Annotated in this window: 14 protein-coding genes and 1 pseudogene; 8 read left to right on the plus strand and 7 right to left on the minus strand. The window is 61.5% G+C overall.

What is annotated here, in order from left to right:
- Positions 1-110: 110 nt before the first annotated feature.
- The gene (locus OIU37_RS06220; RefSeq protein ID WP_171603943.1) at positions 111-1,013 is read right to left on the minus strand and encodes a LysR family transcriptional regulator; all 903 of its coding nucleotides are present in this window, start codon (positions 1,011-1,013) and stop codon (positions 111-113) included.
- Between the two features lie 195 nt (positions 1,014-1,208).
- On the opposite strand from OIU37_RS06220, the gene OIU37_RS06225 reads away from it, so the two are divergent.
- Both OIU37_RS06225 and OIU37_RS06230 read left to right on the plus strand, forming a co-directional pair.
- Entirely contained in the window at positions 1,209-1,934 is a 726-nt protein-coding gene (locus OIU37_RS06225; RefSeq protein ID WP_180694666.1) for an SDR family NAD(P)-dependent oxidoreductase, read from the plus strand.
- Positions 1,928-2,416 (plus strand): RidA family protein, encoded by a 489-nt coding sequence (locus OIU37_RS06230; protein WP_180694665.1) that lies wholly within the window; start codon positions 1,928-1,930, stop codon positions 2,414-2,416. Before OIU37_RS06225 ends, OIU37_RS06230 begins: the two co-directional genes overlap by 7 nt.
- Positions 2,417-2,496: 80 nt before the next feature.
- Here the strand turns inward: OIU37_RS06230 and OIU37_RS06235 are convergent, their stop codons facing one another.
- Positions 2,497-3,036: a Pycsar system effector family protein gene (locus tag OIU37_RS06235; RefSeq protein WP_168312892.1), complete on the minus strand. Its 540-nt coding sequence runs from the start codon at positions 3,034-3,036 to the stop codon at positions 2,497-2,499.
- Positions 3,037-3,165: 129 nt separating this feature from the next.
- Between OIU37_RS06235 and OIU37_RS06240 the strand changes: the two genes are divergently transcribed.
- Both OIU37_RS06240 and OIU37_RS06245 read left to right on the plus strand, forming a co-directional pair.
- Positions 3,166-6,924 (plus strand): FecR domain-containing protein, encoded by a 3,759-nt coding sequence (locus OIU37_RS06240; protein WP_180694663.1) that lies wholly within the window; start codon positions 3,166-3,168, stop codon positions 6,922-6,924.
- Positions 6,924-8,894 carry a CHASE2 domain-containing protein gene (locus OIU37_RS06245; protein ID WP_180694662.1) on the plus strand — a complete coding sequence of 657 codons (1,971 nt, stop codon included), beginning with the start codon at positions 6,924-6,926 and terminating at the stop codon, positions 8,892-8,894. Before OIU37_RS06240 ends, OIU37_RS06245 begins: the two co-directional genes overlap by 1 nt.
- Positions 8,895-8,949: 55 nt before the next feature.
- Here the strand turns inward: OIU37_RS06245 and OIU37_RS06250 are convergent, their stop codons facing one another.
- The gene (locus tag OIU37_RS06250) at positions 8,950-9,840 is read right to left on the minus strand and encodes a LysR family transcriptional regulator (protein WP_180694661.1); all 891 of its coding nucleotides are present in this window, start codon (positions 9,838-9,840) and stop codon (positions 8,950-8,952) included.
- Positions 9,841-10,011: 171 nt separating this feature from the next.
- Here OIU37_RS06250 and OIU37_RS06255 point away from each other — a divergent pair, with 171 nt between their 5' ends.
- Positions 10,012-10,908 carry a DMT family transporter gene (locus OIU37_RS06255; protein WP_180694660.1) on the plus strand — a complete coding sequence of 299 codons (897 nt, stop codon included), beginning with the start codon at positions 10,012-10,014 and terminating at the stop codon, positions 10,906-10,908.
- A gap of 31 nt (positions 10,909-10,939) precedes the next feature.
- Here the strand turns inward: OIU37_RS06255 and OIU37_RS06260 are convergent, their stop codons facing one another.
- Together OIU37_RS06260 and OIU37_RS06265 are read right to left on the minus strand one after the other, a co-directional pair.
- Complete coding sequence (locus tag OIU37_RS06260) at positions 10,940-11,476, minus strand: GNAT family N-acetyltransferase (protein ID WP_180694659.1); 537 nt, start codon at positions 11,474-11,476, stop codon at positions 10,940-10,942.
- A gap of 43 nt (positions 11,477-11,519) precedes the next feature.
- Positions 11,520-12,272 (minus strand): annotated as a pseudogene (locus tag OIU37_RS06265) (nucleotidyltransferase domain-containing protein).
- Between the two features lie 283 nt (positions 12,273-12,555).
- On the opposite strand from OIU37_RS06265, the gene OIU37_RS06270 reads away from it, so the two are divergent.
- Both OIU37_RS06270 and OIU37_RS06275 read left to right on the plus strand, forming a co-directional pair.
- Positions 12,556-13,251 carry a fumarylacetoacetate hydrolase family protein gene (locus OIU37_RS06270; protein WP_240602900.1) on the plus strand — a complete coding sequence of 232 codons (696 nt, stop codon included), beginning with the start codon at positions 12,556-12,558 and terminating at the stop codon, positions 13,249-13,251.
- A 10-nt stretch (positions 13,252-13,261) separates the two neighbouring features.
- Positions 13,262-13,792 (plus strand): gamma carbonic anhydrase family protein, encoded by a 531-nt coding sequence (locus tag OIU37_RS06275; protein WP_264256489.1) that lies wholly within the window; start codon positions 13,262-13,264, stop codon positions 13,790-13,792.
- Positions 13,793-14,145: 353 nt separating this feature from the next.
- Here the strand turns inward: OIU37_RS06275 and OIU37_RS06280 are convergent, their stop codons facing one another.
- Positions 14,146-14,547 (minus strand): hypothetical protein, encoded by a 402-nt coding sequence (locus tag OIU37_RS06280; RefSeq protein ID WP_180694656.1) that lies wholly within the window; start codon positions 14,545-14,547, stop codon positions 14,146-14,148.
- Positions 14,548-14,988: 441 nt separating this feature from the next.
- Here OIU37_RS06280 and OIU37_RS06285 point away from each other — a divergent pair, with 441 nt between their 5' ends.
- A complete protein-coding gene (locus tag OIU37_RS06285) occupies positions 14,989-15,360 on the plus strand; it encodes a hypothetical protein (protein ID WP_182209443.1) in 372 nt (123 codons plus the stop codon).
- 9 nt (positions 15,361-15,369) lie between these two features.
- Here the strand turns inward: OIU37_RS06285 and OIU37_RS06290 are convergent, their stop codons facing one another.
- Positions 15,370-15,768, minus strand: coding sequence for an ester cyclase (locus OIU37_RS06290; RefSeq protein WP_264256492.1), 399 nt, complete (start codon positions 15,766-15,768; stop codon positions 15,370-15,372).
- Positions 15,769-15,788: the final 20 nt, after the last annotated feature.

A 15,788-nucleotide genomic window follows, 5' to 3' on the forward strand; every position in this document is an offset into this window, starting at 1 on the left:
TCTCATCCTGCGGCGCGTAGCCCGCAAGCGAAGCCTCGAAGGACACGTCCCAACGCTGCTTTTTGCATCCATCTGACGCCGGCTCTCTTGGTGGCGCAGAGCCGGTGTTCTCAGTGTAAGGGAAGCCACAGGGGGCTTTTCCATGCCTTCAGCGCGTCGAGAAAGACCTGCAGGCGCAGGGGCAGGAAGCGGCGGGTGGGATAGACGGTATGGACGAAAATTTCCTCGGACGACCAGTCCGGCAGCAGGCGGATGAGTTCGCCTTTTCTGATCTGCTCGTCGCAATAGGTCGAGGGCAACAATCCGATCCCGTGTCCGCGATAAGTGAAAGCGCTGACCGCGTCGAAATCCCGGCTCGATATTGACCCGGAGACATGCACGCCGACCGATTTGCGGCCGCTGACGAGATGCCATTCCGCCTCGCCGTTGCGGCCGTTCAAGAGTACGCAGTGATGGTCCCTCAAGTCTTCCGGCTTTGAGGGAAGCGCCCTGCCCTTCAGATAGTCCGGCGCGGCAACCAGATAACGCACGCTCTTTCCGAGCCTCTGCGCCACGATGGAGGAATCCTTGAGTTCGCCGAAGCGGATGGCGAGATCGACATTCTCGGCGATCAGATCGAGAAACAGGTTGGTGACGAAGAGATCGACCTGGATATTGGGATAGGTCTTCAGGAAGGATGAGATGAATTCGTAGAAGACCTCCTGCCCGAAGATGACAGGCACCGAGATCTTCAGCAGACCTTCCGGTTTTCTCTGTGTCTCGGTGAGCGCTTGCTCGGCGTCGAGGAGATGGGCGAGCGGTTCGCTGCACCTGTCGTAATAGGCCCGGCCCTGCGCGGTCAAGCTCAGCTTGCGGGTTGTCCGCTGCATGAGCGTCACGCCGAGCTGCTCCTCCAGCGACGTCACCTTCCGGCTGACGGTCGATACCGGCATGCCGAGGGAGCGGGCAGCACGGCTGAAGCTGCCATACTGCGCTACCTTCACGAAAACAGCGATGTCGTTCAGATCGGCCATGCGCGTATTTTTGCATGGATGCAAAAGAGAATCCAGATATTTCCATCTAATCGGGGAATGGAGTTTTCGCCATATTCACCTTGCGAAAACAACCACAACCCGATGGAGGCGCATTCGCAGCAGCCCCATCTCGAGCGACCCCCGCCTTGCAGCAGCAAGGCCCGCGTTGCCCGAACCAGATCTATGGAGTTCAACATGACTACGAGAAAAACAGTCATCGTCACGGGCGCCTCCCAGGGTATCGGAGCCGGCCTCGTCAACGCCTTCATCCAGCGCGGCTATAATGTCGTCGCCACCTCGCGCCAGGTCAGTGCCTCGGAGGCTTTTGACGCCTCGGACAGGCTGGCGCTCGTCGATGGCGACATCGGCGATGCCGAAACCGCGGCGCGGGTGGCAAGGACCGCAATCGATCGCTTCGGCTCGATCGACGCGCTCGTCAACAATGCCGGCATTTTTCTGGCCAAGCCGTTCGTCGAGTTCACGATGGCCGACTTCCAGAAATTGTCCTCGACCAATCTCGAAGGCTTCATCCACCTGACCCAACAGGTCGTCAGGCAGATGCTGGCTCAGAAAACGGGCGGCAGCGTCGTCAGTGTCACCACCCCCTTGACCGATCATCCGATCGCCGGTTTCTCCGCCTCAGTCTCAATGATGACAAAGGGTGGCATCAACGCCATCTCCAAGAACCTGGCGATGGAATATGCGGACGAGGCAATTCGCTTCAATATCGTCGCTCCCGGTGTGGTGGACACGCCATTGCACAAGGACAATCCGAAGGACTTCCTGAAGACACTGTCGCCGATGGCAGGCATTTCCAACGTCGAGGAGATCGCCGATGCGGTCGTCTTCCTCACCGAAGCGCCGCGTGTAACCGGGGAGGTGCTGCACGTCGACGGCGGCGCACATCTGGGCAAATGGTAGACCATCGGAAAGCGCAGGCAGCCGGCGCGGAACGGCGGCTGCAGGACCTCGGCATCGCCCTTCCCCCACCGCCGACGCCCTTGGGCGCGTATGTCGAGGCGGTCAGAACCGGCAAGCTGGTCTTCCTCAGCGGCATGCTGCCGGTCGTCGACCGCAAGCCCCGCTATGTCGGCCGCGTCGGCGGCGCGCTGACGGCCGAAGACAGCAGGAAGGCCGCCGAGACAGCGACTCTTAGCGCCCTTGCGGCCGCCAGGGAATATCTCGGTTCGTTGGACAGGGTGGCGAAGGTCGTCAAGCTCGGCGTCTACATCGCCACCGAAGGCGATTTTCGCGACCACCCAAAGGTCGCCGACGGGGCATCCGAAATGCTGCTCCAGGTCTTCGGCGAAGACAAACTCTCCGGCCGAATCGTCCTCGGCGTGTCCAGCCTGCCGTTAGGCGTGCCGATCGAGCTCGAGCTCGTTCTCGAAATCGAAGATTGAACAGGCGGGCGCGCCTTGGCGCGCCCTGCATTCTTGGCCGCCTGCGCTTAGCGCATTCGCTGGCTTCGCCGCTTACTCCCTCACACCGCCACCAGCAACAGCACATAGGCGATCACGCTTACCATCAGTCCCCGGAACGCAAAGGTGACGCAGCGATATTTGCTGCGGGCGATGGCGGAAAGGGTGTTGGCGTTTTCGAGGTACTGATCGAAGAGGTAGCGCTCGTCGCGGCGAAGGGCGGCCTCGAAGAACATGTCGCGATGATCGGGCCATGCGCCCCAAAAGAGCGAGGTGGAAGTGCCGAAACGCCGCGGCAGCACGACGAGGATGGCCGACAGGATGGAGAAGACCGAGGCTGCGGCAAGCAGGCCGGAGAACAGCATGCTGCCCGGGGTGCCGCCGGTATACCGCGCCAGGCTGAAGACTGCCCTCACCTCGCTGGAACTCACCAGAAAGGCGAGCATGAAAGTAAAGATATAGGCAGCCTTCTGGTCCGATATCTTGATCTGATCATAAAATATGTCGTTGATTTTCTTGATATGATCGAAGTACTCGGCACCGATATCGCCGCTTGAGGGCTTGCTCAGCATAACCTCGGTCGCATTTTCGAATTCGCTCACGTGAATACTCCACCCCTAAAGTGTATCCCTGATAGTACACTTTGGAACGAAAGCAAGAACACGTGTGCAACATGCTTGACTTTTCCACTCTACACGGACAAAGGGGAAGCGGGGTATGGGGTCGAGGACATGCGGGGTTATTCAAGTAACATCTGTCGCATCGGGATGGTGCTGGCGTTTGCGGTGCCCGGTTTCGGGCTGCCGGCAATGGCCGATCCCGTGCCGCGCGCTACGCCGGTCGCCGGCTCTGTCATCGCACGCAAGATCGGCGAGGAAGTCCGCTTCATCGACGTGTCGAACTGGCGTGTCGTCGACATCAATCAGGATCTCCTGACCGGCGACGTGCTGCGCACCAATGCCAACGGCCAGCTCGCCATCGTCTTTTCCGACCACACTCAGGTCCGCCTCGGCAGGAATTCCTCGCTGCAGGTGAAGAAGATGGCGGCCGGCGGCGATACCGTGCTCAATCTCCAATCCGGCACCATCTGGGCACGCGCCGAGCGTGGCGGCCAGGGCCTGACAGTGGAAACACCGGCCGCCGCAGCCGCCATCCGCGGCACCGACTGGACCATGACGGTCGAGGGCAACAAGACTTCGATGATTGTGCTCGAAGGCCGCGTGGCGCTCAGCAATCCGCAGGGCAGCGTCGAGGTGAACGAGGGCGAAGGGGCGGTCGCCACCATCGGCCAGGCACCGACCAAGATCATCAGCGTCAATCCCGATGACCGCGAACAGATGCTCTTCTATCTGGACCTGCGAGACGGCTTCGACCTGATGCCGACGTCGCCGCTGCGGGCCGACCGCATGGCGACGGAGCGCCGCCGCCTGTTGGCGTTGCCGCCGGAGCGCCGCACCACCGAAGATTGGCTGGAACTTGCCGAAGTGCAAAGCGCCTTCGACGGACGCCAGGCCGCAGCCGCAACGCTGAAGAAAGTCCGCGACCGCAAACTGACGACAGCCCAGCAGGCGCGCGTCGATCTGATCGACGCCACTATCGCCGGCTCGGAAAAGCGTTATGGCGATGCCGCCAAGCTCTTCCAGAAGGCCCTGCCGCATCTCGACCCCACACGCCGCAACATGGCCCAATATGGCGGCTATTTCGCCCGTTCGCTGGCAGACCCCGCCCATGCCGAACAGCCGCCGGCCAACACCACTGGCCCCTATGGCGCGATCATGGAGGCCTATACGACAGGCTTCCTGAAAAACCCGCGCGCAGCGCTCGAGATCATCAAGAAAGCGGAGCAGCGCTATCCCGATGATCCGACCCTGCCGGCGGTCCGCGCCCAGTTGGCGGAGCTCACCGGCGACCGTGAGCAGATGAAGGAAGCGATAGAACGCTCGCTGTCGCTCGACCCTGATCATCCGATGGCGCTCTCCGCCCGTGCGGGTTACAAGGCAAGCTATGAAAGCGATATCAACGGCGCGCTCGCGGACCTGAACCGCGCCATCGCGCTCGCCCCCGGCGCATCGGGCACGCTGAATTCGCTCGGTCTTCTACAGAGTTCGCGCGATGCCAATGGCGAAGCGGAAAAGGCATTCAAGAAGGCGATCGAGCTCGATCCGCAGGACCCGCTGCTGCGCTCGAACCTCGCGATCCTCTATCTCGACCAGGGGCGCATGAAGGAAGCCAAGCGTGAAATCGACACCGCGATCGCTCTCGACCCCTCCTTCGATCACGCCCTGCTTGCCCGCGGCCGCTACTACCTGCAAATCGGCGAAAAGGACAAGGCGCTGGCGGATCTGCTCGCCGCCAGCACTGCCAATCCCGCGCATTCGCAATCGCAGTTCATGCTCGCAGCCGCCCATTACGAAAAGGGCGACCGGCTCCCTTCCGAGCAGGCGCTCGACAACGCCGACCGTCTCGATGACGACGATCCCGTCATCTCGTCCTTCCGCACCGCGATCGATATCGACGATTACGATTCGGATGGGGCGATCCGCAACGCGCAGGAATTCCTGCGCCGCTCGCGCGCCCGCGGCGGCGATTACAGCGGCCTCGGCGCCAATGCGAGCGCCGGCTCGACGCTGAACGACGCCTTCCGCCTGCAGGGTCTGGATGCCTGGGGCCGCTATTACGGCGATGCGGTTTTCGATCCCTTCAAAGGCAGCGGCTATATCGACCAGTCGATCAAGGGCAGCATCTTTCCTTTCGTCAACGCAACCAACTTTAGCGACGACAATATCATCCAAAACCGCGGCAACGCGTCGAGCTACTCATCCTTTATCCAGGGCTTGCTGATCTCTCCGCACATGCTCTCTGGCCGTTCGCGCTCGGCATCGCTCTTCGATGTACCCTTCATAGAAGGTTCGCTCGGCGGCGGTATCAACAGCGTCGACGGGCATACGAGGCGGATCGGCGAGGCCGATATCCAGGGTTATTCCAACGAGACGATCCCGATCAGCTTCTATGGCAACTTGACCTGGGAAGAGCTGGCCCTCGACCGCGACTACCGGGATTTCGGCGGAGTCCAGACGGATAACAAGCTGCTGAGCGCCAACGGTTATCTGACGGCAACAGTCACGCCTGATGATCGCGTGGTAGCCTTCGTCAACCACGGCAAGAATGATGGAACACTGAGCGCTGAGACGCAGGGCACGACGCTGACGGATCTGTTCAACTTGGCAGGCATTCCGATCAGGACGACGGTATTGCCCGAATATGTCGGCCGCGATGTCGACAACGAGGTAACCAATGCTGGCCTCGGCTGGAGCCACACCTTTGCCTATGAAAACATATTGAACGGTGCAGTTCTCTATTCGGAGACCAAGTCGCGAACGGCAACTTTTCTTCAAGTCGACGATGCCCCGATTTTACCCCTGCCCGACCCGGACATTATTCCTGTCCTGAGCGGGAGCGAGGACACTTCCTCCAAAACCTATATCGGGGCTCTCAGCCATTCCATCGGCAGTGGGCCGCTGACTTGGCGGTATGGTATCGAAGGCGGCTGGATCGATGTAAGCACGACCACCTCCTCTCGCCTTCATGAACTCGTTCCCCGCGTTCCGCTCATCCCGGAAATCATCGAAGGTCCGACCACCACCAGCAACACCGTCAATATCGGCCGTGCCTATGTCGATGTGCTGCATGAGATCACGCCGGACCTCAAGGGCGAATACGCCTTGTTCGTCACACGTCTGGAGGGCGACGGCATCGATATCAGCCGGCTGGAGCCACGCTTCGGCGTCGCCTGGGCGCCGGTTCAAAACCACTGGCTGCGTGCCGCCTTCATGCGTCAAAGTTTTGATACCACCGTGCCGACCCTTGCCCCGATCGGCGTACTCGGGCTGCAGGCCAACCAGTTTTCTACCAATCCGCGAGGCTATACGGATACGGTCGCGCTGCAGTGGGATGCCGAATGGACCGACCGCTTCTTCACTTCGGTCGAGTATCAGCATCAGGAGTTGCACGATTTCTCGGTCAATATGCCGCTGATCTCGCTTCCTTCCGATACCAGCCTGCCGATCTCGCGCAGCAGCATCGATCGTGCTGCCGTCACTGCCAACGTCGCGCTCGGCCATGGTTTCGGTCTTTCGGCCACCTACGCCTATATGGATTCGGAAAACAGGGATCCGCTTGAGCCGATCTACGGCGGCCCCCTTCCCTTTATACCGCAGAATTCAGGGCAGATTGCGCTGACCTGGGTCAACGAAGCCAAGGTCAAGGCGACGGTGGCCGCCAATTACATCGGCGAGCGTGACGGCGATCGGTTCGGCACGAAACTGGACGATTACTGGAGCCTCGACGCCCATCTGGTCTGGGAACCGTTCGACAAGCGCGTCGAGCTGGAGGCGGCCGCCTATAACCTGCTCGACGAGGACTTCGAGATCACCCCCGGTGTGCCCGGCTGGGGCCGCGCCTTCAAGGGCACGCTCAAAGTCCGTTTCTGATGCGGGTGCGGGACAAGTCTCGGCAGGCCAGGCAGATCAGGAGCCGCCATCTCAGGCTCCTAGTGCTGTCGCTGACGACGCTGATCGCCATCTCGCTGCTGTCGCGCCTGCCCGCCTGGTCACTTCTGGAGCTCCGAAGCTTCGACTATCTTTCGACCGTCGACGATCCCCGTCCGCCACCCGGCGGACCCGTCATCGTCGCGATCGACGAACCCTCGCTTGCCGATATCAACGCGCAATGGCCCTGGCCGCGCAGCCTGCATGCCGAGCTCATCAGCCAGCTGCGCGCCGCCGGCGCCCGCGTCATCGGCCTCGACATCATCATGGCCGAGCCCTCGAACCCCGATAATGACGCGGCGATCGTCAGGGCCGTCGGCCCGGATGTCGTCCTGGCCGGCGACGAGACGTTGATCGAGACGCCGCAGGCCTCGCAACTGATCCGTGCGACACCGCTGCCGCAGCTGACCGAGGCAGGTGCCGTGACTGGCATCGCCTCCGTCGAACTCAGCGGCGACGGCACCTTCCGGCGCATTCCGGGCTATGAGGACGGCTTTGCCGCCATGCTGGCCAAGGTCGCCGGCGTGGCCCCCGAGGCTTTGCCCGCCGGCCGGCTCATCCAGTCCTTCGGCCCGGCCCGCAGCTATCCCACCGTCTCCTACTACCAGGCGCTCGACCCGAAGAACCTGCTGCCGCCGGATTATTTCAAGGACCGTGTCGTGCTGGTCGGCCTCAGCCTGCAGAATGCGCCGGCGATCGACAAGGGTGGCGTCGATGCTTTTGCGACGCCCTACACCGTTCATACCGGCAAGCTCGTCTCCGGCGTCGAGATCCAGGCGACGATCTACGACAATATCCGCAGCGGCCTGTCGATCGCCGAAGCCCGGCTGCCGACGGTTGCTGCCTGCATCCTGATATCGGTGCTGCTGGCCGCCACCACCGTCTGGCGCTCGACGGGATGGCTGACGATCGTGACGAGCGCGGCGGCCCTCCTTGCCTTCGCCGCCGTCAGTGCCGCCGGTATGCGGCTAGCCCATATCTTCGTCTCGCCGCTTGGCCCGACGGTCGCCTATATCTCTGTCGTCTTCGGCCAGGCCGCCTTCGATTTTGCCGAGGAGCGCCGCAACAAGCGCCAAATCACCCGCGCCTTTGCCCAATATATCTCGCCCGATCTCGTCAAGCGCCTGTCGAGCGATCCCTCGCAACTGAAGCTCGGCGGCGAGCGGCGCACCCTCTCGGTGCTGTTCTCAGACGTACGTGGCTTCACCACCATCGCCGAAACGCTGAAGGACGATCCGGAGCAGCTGACCGGCCTGATCAACCGCTTGCTGACGCCGCTTTCCGACGTGGTGATGGATCATGGCGGGACGATCGACAAATATATGGGCGATTGCATCATGGCCTTCTGGAACGCGCCGCTCGACGATGCCGACCATGCCCTGCACGCCGTCAAAGCCTCGCTTGCCATGCAGGCGGCGATATCGAGTCTTAACCGCGAGCTGGAGCGAGAGGCGGCGATGCGCGGCGTCAGGCCGCATGTGTTGAAGATGGGCGTCGGCATCAACACCGGCGAATGCATCGTCGGCAATATGGGCTCGACCCGCCGCTTCGACTATTCCTGCCTCGGCGACAGCGTCAACCTCGCCTCGCGTCTTGAAGGCGCCTCGAAGAATTATGGCGTGGCGCTATTGCTCGGCGAGGAGACCGCAAGGCTGGTCACTGAGACCTACATCGTCGTCGAACTCGACCGCATCATCGTCAAGGGCCGCACCGTCCCCTCACCTGTCTATACCGTCGTGCACAAGGCCGAAGCCGAAGCCCTTGCCGCCCATCGGGCCTTGCTCGAGGCGAAATACGCCGGCACGCTTGCGCCATCCGACCCCGCCTTCGACAGGCTGGCCGTCGATATCCCCGAGCTTGCCGGCTATTACGCGATCATGCGGGATGCGTTGGCCGAGTCCAGTGAGGAATAACCATCATTTTCAGAGAGCGAATGCCACCGGCGGCTCTCCGTCCTAATGCGGCAAATCAGCTCGCCAAGGTCAGGCCGCCGTAACGACTGACTTCATTTTCGATTTCGGCGACCAGCGTATCGAGCGCAGGATTTCGCGCCTTACGGGCCCGACGCACCACATAGGCCAGGGCGGGAGGCGTGGGCAGGCGGTTGGTGATGATATCCATCGCGGGGCGCAGGTGGCGCCCGTTCAGAAGCGCCACACCCAAGGCTGAGGTGACCGCCGAGACGATTCCCGCGGCGCTGGCGCATTCAAACACCGTCTCGAGAAGCGTGTCGTCATCCTGGCCGATATCGAGTGCCCATTGGCGATAGAAGCATTCGTCGTCGAAAGACAGGAATGGAATGGGACCACTCGGCGGCAGAGGCAAGTCAGCATGCTTCACCCAGTAGAGCTGCTCCCGGAAAAGGACGATATCGGTCGGGCGGACCTCATGGGCAAAGATCTGGACGATCGCAGCGTCGAGCTCTCCCCGCTCCAGCATCGCCCTGAGGACCAGACTCATTCTGACCTTGGTGCGCACCGCGACATTGGGATGGAGATGACGAAACCGGCCCAATATGCGGGCAAGGTCCGTGCAGGTCGTGTCCTCGGTCAGCCCCAGCGCGATGCGCCCTGCGAGCGGCGTTTTCGTCAGGCTGAGAAGCGCTTCGTCATGAAGGCCAAGGATACGCTCGGCATAATCGAGCAAGTCCTCGCCGGCCGCGGTGAACATGGCCGCGCCTGACTTGCGGCTGAGCAAGTCGCAATCAAGGCTGACCTCGAGCCGCTTGATCTTATGGCTGACGGCCGATTGCGACAGACCGAGCGCCTCGGCGGCGCGGGTGACTCCACCGTGACGGCGAACGGACCACAGGACCCGCAACGCGTCTATTTCCAATCGTCGGCTGTTGAGTTCGGTCACGGAGGCGCCCTCTGCTCACTGTGTCGCAAAACCTATGCATGGAGCTGGCCGGCCTGACAAGTCATCATCGATAATGCGATAGCTCTGTCATGTCATGATCGAAATTTGTCATGTGTGATAGCGGCTTGCCTGATTTATGCCGGAGCAGATCGTTATCGAAATGAGTATGCCATGACAGATCAAACTATCGCTCTGCTCGAGCCGCGACGACACCCTCTCCTCTGGCCCGCGCTGGCGACGCTTCTGGTGATCAGCTGGAGTTCCGGTTTCGTCGGCATCCGCTATGCCAGCGAGGAGGCGAGCATCATCCTGGTCTTGTTCTGGCGCACCCTTCTGTCGGGACTGATACTGCTGCCCTTCGCGCTGACCATCGGGCCGAGGATGCATCTGCGCAGTGTGCTGGGGCAAATGCTGTTCGGCGTGATGTCGGTCTTCCTCTATCTCGGTGGATTCGCTCTCGCCATCGAGCAGCGCGTGCCGACGGGGCTGGTCGCGCTGATTGCCGACCTCTTGCCGCTGGCGATTGCCTGCCTGTCGCAACCTCTCCTCGGCGAGCGGCTGACGCGGCGACAATGGCTGGGAACGGCGATTGCCGTGGCGGGCGTTCTGCTCGTTTCGCTCGAAAGCCTCAGCTTCGGCGAGGCCCCGCTCTGGGCCTATGGGCTGACGGCCGGCTCGATGCTGGTTTTCGCCCTCGCCTCCGTTCTCTACAGACGGCGGCGCGAGGAGCATATGCCTGTCCATCAGAGCCTTTGCATCCAGACCCTGACCGGCTCGGCCTTGTTTTCGTTCTGCGCCGTCATGCAGGGCAACATGATCCCGCCGAAGACCGTCGATTTCGCCATTGGCATGACATGGCTCGTGCTGATCGCAACCTTTACCGCCTATTCGGTCTATTACACCAGTCTTCGACTGTTCCCGGTGGCGCAGGTCAGCGCCGCGATCTACCTTAGCCCACCCGTCACCATGTTATGGGCCTGGGCCTTGTTTTCCGAGCCGTTGACGGCAACGATGTTCATCGGACTGGCAGTGACATTGGTGGGTGTCTGGATGACCTCGCGAGCGTGAAGCTTGTGCCGATGCGATTGGCGCTTGCCGCTTAAGTCCGGAAACTGCCGGTGGCGTACATGTTGGTCGGCGCTCCGTGCAACATCACCTCGCGCTCGAAGACGAAGCCACATTTTTCGAGAATGCGTCTTGAAGCGGCGTTGGCGGTGCGAACCAATCCGATCACCCGATCCGCCTGCAGATCATCGAAGGCAAATGTCAGGGACTCCCTGACCAATTCCGTGGCATAGCCATGCCCCCAGCTTTCAGGTTGCAGATGATATGAAAGGTTGAGGCCGTCGAATTCTTTGGAAACGGTCACACCGCCGAACCCCATCAGCACACCGTTTGACTCGACCGCCCAACGCCCGAACCCGTGATCTTTCCAATGCCCGATATCGCGCGCAAGCCGCGCTGCACTTTCCTCCGGCGAGTCTGGACGAGGCACCGGTCGGTGTGCGACCAATTCCGACCGCGAAAAAAGTCGGGTCAGGAAATCGGCATCCCCATCCACAGGAGGCCTGAGGCGCAATCTGGCGGTGCGCCTCACGGCAGACTGCAAGGCACCTTTGAATTCGTTCTCAAGCATCTTCCGTCCAATTTTCAAAACGCGGCAACGTGACCGATACCAATTATTCCAGGCGGCGCGCTTCCAGCGGCGCGTTCTGCCTATACCCCTCGAAATAACGGCCGCCATGCAAGCCAAGCTCCCGGTCGGCCAAAGCCAGGAATTGGGCGCCGTCGCCCTGCCCCGCCAGCGCGAACGCCGCGTCGAATTCGGCTGCCAATGCGCGTCGAGCTTCTTCAAAAGACGCGGCGCCCACTTGCCGCGGCCGGTCCAGGCGCCGCGTCCGATCAGGATCAGGTCCGCGAGCTTCTGGTATAGAAGTGCGGCGATGGCGGCGACTTCTGCGGGCGGGCGATCGCCGCGCAGATCGTCAGCAAGATCGGTGACTTGATAGCGCGGCATGTCGTAGCTTTCGCCGGCAAGAGGTTTCGGCCCCGTCGCCAGCATGCTTGCCGCCTTTGCCTGTATGACACCTGCGCTGTCGATATCCGATCCCACTATACAGCCCGTCGCGACCATGTTGGCCATAATGGGATAGCCGCTGTCTGCGTCCTGATGGAGATAATGCGCCAGCGTCTGCGGATCGTGGACGAAGGCCTCGACTGGAAAACCATCCGCGGTGAACGACTCCCGCCATGCTCTTTCGAGCGACGAGAACACGACGACCAGATCGATATCCGAAAAAGTGGTGCCTTCGCCCCGCATGATGGAGCCGGCGACATAGGCGAATGCGGCCCCCGGGATAGCGGCTGGCGATGCAGTGGCGGGCGACGGCCAGCGCCCGCTCCGCAAGAACATGTTTCTGGATGTCGTCCACGATCTCGTCCTCGAATACGGGAGACGAGCGGTAACAAAAAACCCGCTCGTATCCGGCGGGTTGGCTTCAACAGCAATGAACGGAATTCAGTTCACGCGTCTACCACCCACCGCGATGCGGTGGTCGTAGACGTCGTCGAAACTGCAAAAGTCCTGCTCATGGCGGTAACGCTACCGCTGGATAGTGATAGCGTCAATGCGCCGGCCAAGGACGCTTCCCCGACGCGCCGATTTCCGTCTAATATGACCCGCAAAGCAAGACTCGAAACAGGAAGAACCCGCCAATGCCCCATCCCGCCACCGTCATTCCGCGTCCAGCACCGGTACTGCTGCCGGTGGACGGCAGCGCCGAGCGTTTTCCGGTGCGCCGCGTCTATTGCGTCGGGCGCAACTATGCCGACCATGCGATCGAGATGGGCCATGATCCCAGTCGCGAGCCGCCCTTCTTCTTCCAGAAGAATGCCGACAACCTGCTGCCGGCGGGCAAGGCCTTTCCCTATCCGTCGCTGTCGAACGACGTGCATTACGAGGTCGAATGCGTGCTGGCGCTGAAATCAGGCGGCGCAAACATCGAGGCAGCGGACGCGCTCGACTGCGTCTACGGCTACGCCGTCGGCATCGATTTCACCCGCCGCGACCTCCAGGGCGAGGCAAAGAAGCTTGGCCGTCCCTGGGAGGTCGGCAAAGCCTTCGAACATTCCGCCCCTATCTCGCCGATCGTTCCGGCAAGCCGCCTCGGCCACCCCGCTGGAGGCAAGATCTGGCTGGAACAGAACGGCAAGCGTGTGCAGGACGGCGATCTCAACCAGATGATCTGGAAGGTACCGGAGATCATCGCCGAACTGTCGAAGCTCTTCACTCTCGCACCCGGCGATATCATCATGACGGGCACGCCCGCCGGCGTCGGCGCGGTGGCCAGGGGCGATCGCATCAATTGCGGCATCGACGGCGTCGCCACCCTATCGGTCGAGGTCGTCTGAGGAGGAAGCGATGCCCGTCTACGCGCTTGGCGGATCGACGCCGAAACTGCCCGCCGCCGGCCTCTATTGGATCGCCCCGGATGCCAACATCATCGGCCAGATCGAGCTTGGCGAGAATGTCGGCATCTGGTTCGGCGCCGTGCTGCGCGGCGACAACGAGAAGATCAGCGTCGGCGAAGGCACCAACATCCAGGAAGGCGTGATGGCCCATACGGACATGGGCTTCCCGCTGACGATCGGCAAAGGCTGCACCATCGGCCACCATGCCATCCTTCACGGCTGCACCATCGGCAACAACACGCTGATCGGCATGGGCGCCACCATCCTGAACGGTGCGAAGATCGGCAACAACTGCCTCGTCGGCGCCAATGCGCTGGTGACGGAGGGGAAGCAATTCCCTGACAATTCGCTGATCGTCGGGGCGCCTGCCCGGGTCGTGCGCCAGCTCGACGAAGCGGCGGTCGAAGCCATCCGCCGCTCGGCCGAGAGCTACATCACCAACTGGCAACGCTTCGCCCGTGATCTCCGGCAGATCGGGTGACGCCGGCGACTCAGAGGTGGCGGCCAGCCCCGCCCTTCGAGGCCCCTTCGGGGCGCCTCAGGATGAGGCTGGAGAGAGGTTGCAGCCCGGTTCGACGGGAGGTGCCGCGGCAAGGCGCGCCGGTAACCTTCCTAGCGGCAAAGCACATCGTCGTCTTCGCGGTATGGCACGCCGATCAGCCTTCATCCTGATGCGCGGAAGCCAAAGGCCGGAGCCTCGAAGGACGGGGCGGGTAGCTGGGCGCCTGCCTAGTGCTGCTCACCACACGCCTGGAGCATAGAGCGATCCGAGCGACAGCGCCATGCCGGCGCCACCGCAATGACGGCTCAGGCGGGTTTCGGAAAGGAGCAGCCTTACTCGGCGGCTTCGAGAAACTGGCTGTTTCGTGAAGAGGAGGCAAGAGCCTGAACCCTGGCTTCGGCCTTTGCGATCAGCTGATAGAATTCGTCCTGCGCTTCGACATCCAGCTGAATGACGGCGTTGACGTCGTCTGGCGTGTCGCAAACGCAGGCGACCGCAGAAATGGGACAGATGCCGCCGGGATAACGTCTGCCGGTGCCCGTATAGGCGCGACGTCCCCAACGCTCGGAATAGACCGTCTCTTCCCGCTCGAGATGCAGGATCGTTCCCTTGCAGGCGGTTACGATAGCCGCCTTGCCGTAGGCGAACCAGTGATAGTTCAGCCTCCGGAGAATATATTTGCCGGTGATATCTTCGCCAGCCAGTTCGGCAGGGTTTTCAATCATTCTGATCATGACGGCTTCCTCAACGTTTAAACAATATCCGTCATGTCTTCGCGCGCAGCAAGTCAAAAAACGCTGCTTTTGGAGACACTTAGTCACAAAGTGTTTCCGATTCTTACATTAACCACGCGCCGAGCACCCACTTGTGCACACAATTCTTCGTCGAATTTTCCGCAACCTGCTACCGATTTCGTCATTGTCCGAGGTGGCAGTCACGTCAATGTCCCCTTGTGTTTTTCGGCGCGGGCTCGATATGTCTCCCTGATTGGCCCGAAGACCGCGCCGTTTTCATCCCGGGAAGCGGGCGGCTGGTTCGCCGCTTCGCCATGAGCATGATGCCGAAAACTGTAAGCCGTTTTCGGATAACATCATGCTCTAACTATTTAATTTAGAACAGGATTCAGGTTTAGACCGATCCGGCCTAAAATCATCCTGTTCCAGCAGGAGAATCTCATGGTCGATGCGATCAACCCCATCTCCGCCACCGCCGCGTCCGAACCCACCAAGGTCGGCACCAGCACCTCGATCGGCTCCGAACCCGACAATGCCTGGGTCGCCGCCCGCCAGTCGCAGATCACCGCCGATCAACTGGTGGTGAAGAAGGCCATAGAGAAGGAATCCGCAAGCGGTCTCATCCCGCACGCGGATCTGATCGTCGAAGAAGAGGAGCACCCGCAAAAGCGGCACGGGCATGCGACATCGGACGACGGCGAAGAGGCCGGCGAACAGGCGGAACAGCCGGTCTTGTCAGGCGAAAGCGATCGAATCGGCACCCGCAATTTCGACGACGATACGCCCTTCGGCGAGCGCGTCGCCATCATCTGATCCGCGCGATCAATTCGAGCCCGCAAGCTGGGACTCGATCGCCGCCTTATCGATGACCGACCAGACCTCGACGATCTTACCGCCGCGAAATTCGTAAATGACGTTCTCGGTGAAGGAAAGGCGCCTGCCCTTCACATCGAGGCCGAGGAATTTTGCCTTCGGCCTGCAATCGAAGCCGAGCCGGCAGGCGATGTATGGCGGATCGCAAAGCAGCATCAGCACCTTGAAATAGAGATCGGGAATCTCATCGAAGTCCTGCTCGAGCATGGCGACGTAACCCGACAGCCCGAGCCGCCGGCCGTTATGAGCCGCATCGTCGCCGACGAACTGCCCGAGATTGGGCCAGTCCTGTCTGTTCAAGCAGGCGATGTAGCCGCGGTATATCTCCGCGAGTTCTGTTTTCGTCACGCGATCGCCCCTGGCTTGGA

This window comes from Rhizobium sp. BT-226, from assembly GCF_025847085.2.
GTDB classification, from domain to species: domain Bacteria; phylum Pseudomonadota; class Alphaproteobacteria; order Rhizobiales; family Rhizobiaceae; genus Rhizobium; species Rhizobium sophorae.

Coding starts and splice junctions, on each gene's coding strand:
- OIU37_RS06230 (WP_180694665.1), top strand. CDS start 1,928: ATGGTAGACCATCGGAAAGCGCAGGCAGCCGGCGCGGAACGGCGGCTG.
- OIU37_RS06285 (WP_182209443.1), top strand. CDS start 14,989: ATGGTCGATGCGATCAACCCCATCTCCGCCACCGCCGCGTCCGAACCC.
- OIU37_RS06240 (WP_180694663.1), top strand. CDS start 3,166: ATGCGGGGTTATTCAAGTAACATCTGTCGCATCGGGATGGTGCTGGCG.
- OIU37_RS06275 (WP_264256489.1), top strand. CDS start 13,262: ATGCCCGTCTACGCGCTTGGCGGATCGACGCCGAAACTGCCCGCCGCC.
- OIU37_RS06270 (WP_240602900.1), top strand. CDS start 12,556: ATGCCCCATCCCGCCACCGTCATTCCGCGTCCAGCACCGGTACTGCTG.
- OIU37_RS06255 (WP_180694660.1), top strand. CDS start 10,012: ATGACAGATCAAACTATCGCTCTGCTCGAGCCGCGACGACACCCTCTC.
- OIU37_RS06225 (WP_180694666.1), top strand. CDS start 1,209: ATGACTACGAGAAAAACAGTCATCGTCACGGGCGCCTCCCAGGGTATC.
- OIU37_RS06220 (WP_171603943.1), bottom strand. CDS start 1,013: ATGGCCGATCTGAACGACATCGCTGTTTTCGTGAAGGTAGCGCAGTAT.
- OIU37_RS06245 (WP_180694662.1), top strand. CDS start 6,924: ATGCGGGTGCGGGACAAGTCTCGGCAGGCCAGGCAGATCAGGAGCCGC.
- OIU37_RS06260 (WP_180694659.1), bottom strand. CDS start 11,476: ATGCTTGAGAACGAATTCAAAGGTGCCTTGCAGTCTGCCGTGAGGCGC.
- OIU37_RS06280 (WP_180694656.1), bottom strand. CDS start 14,547: ATGATCAGAATGATTGAAAACCCTGCCGAACTGGCTGGCGAAGATATC.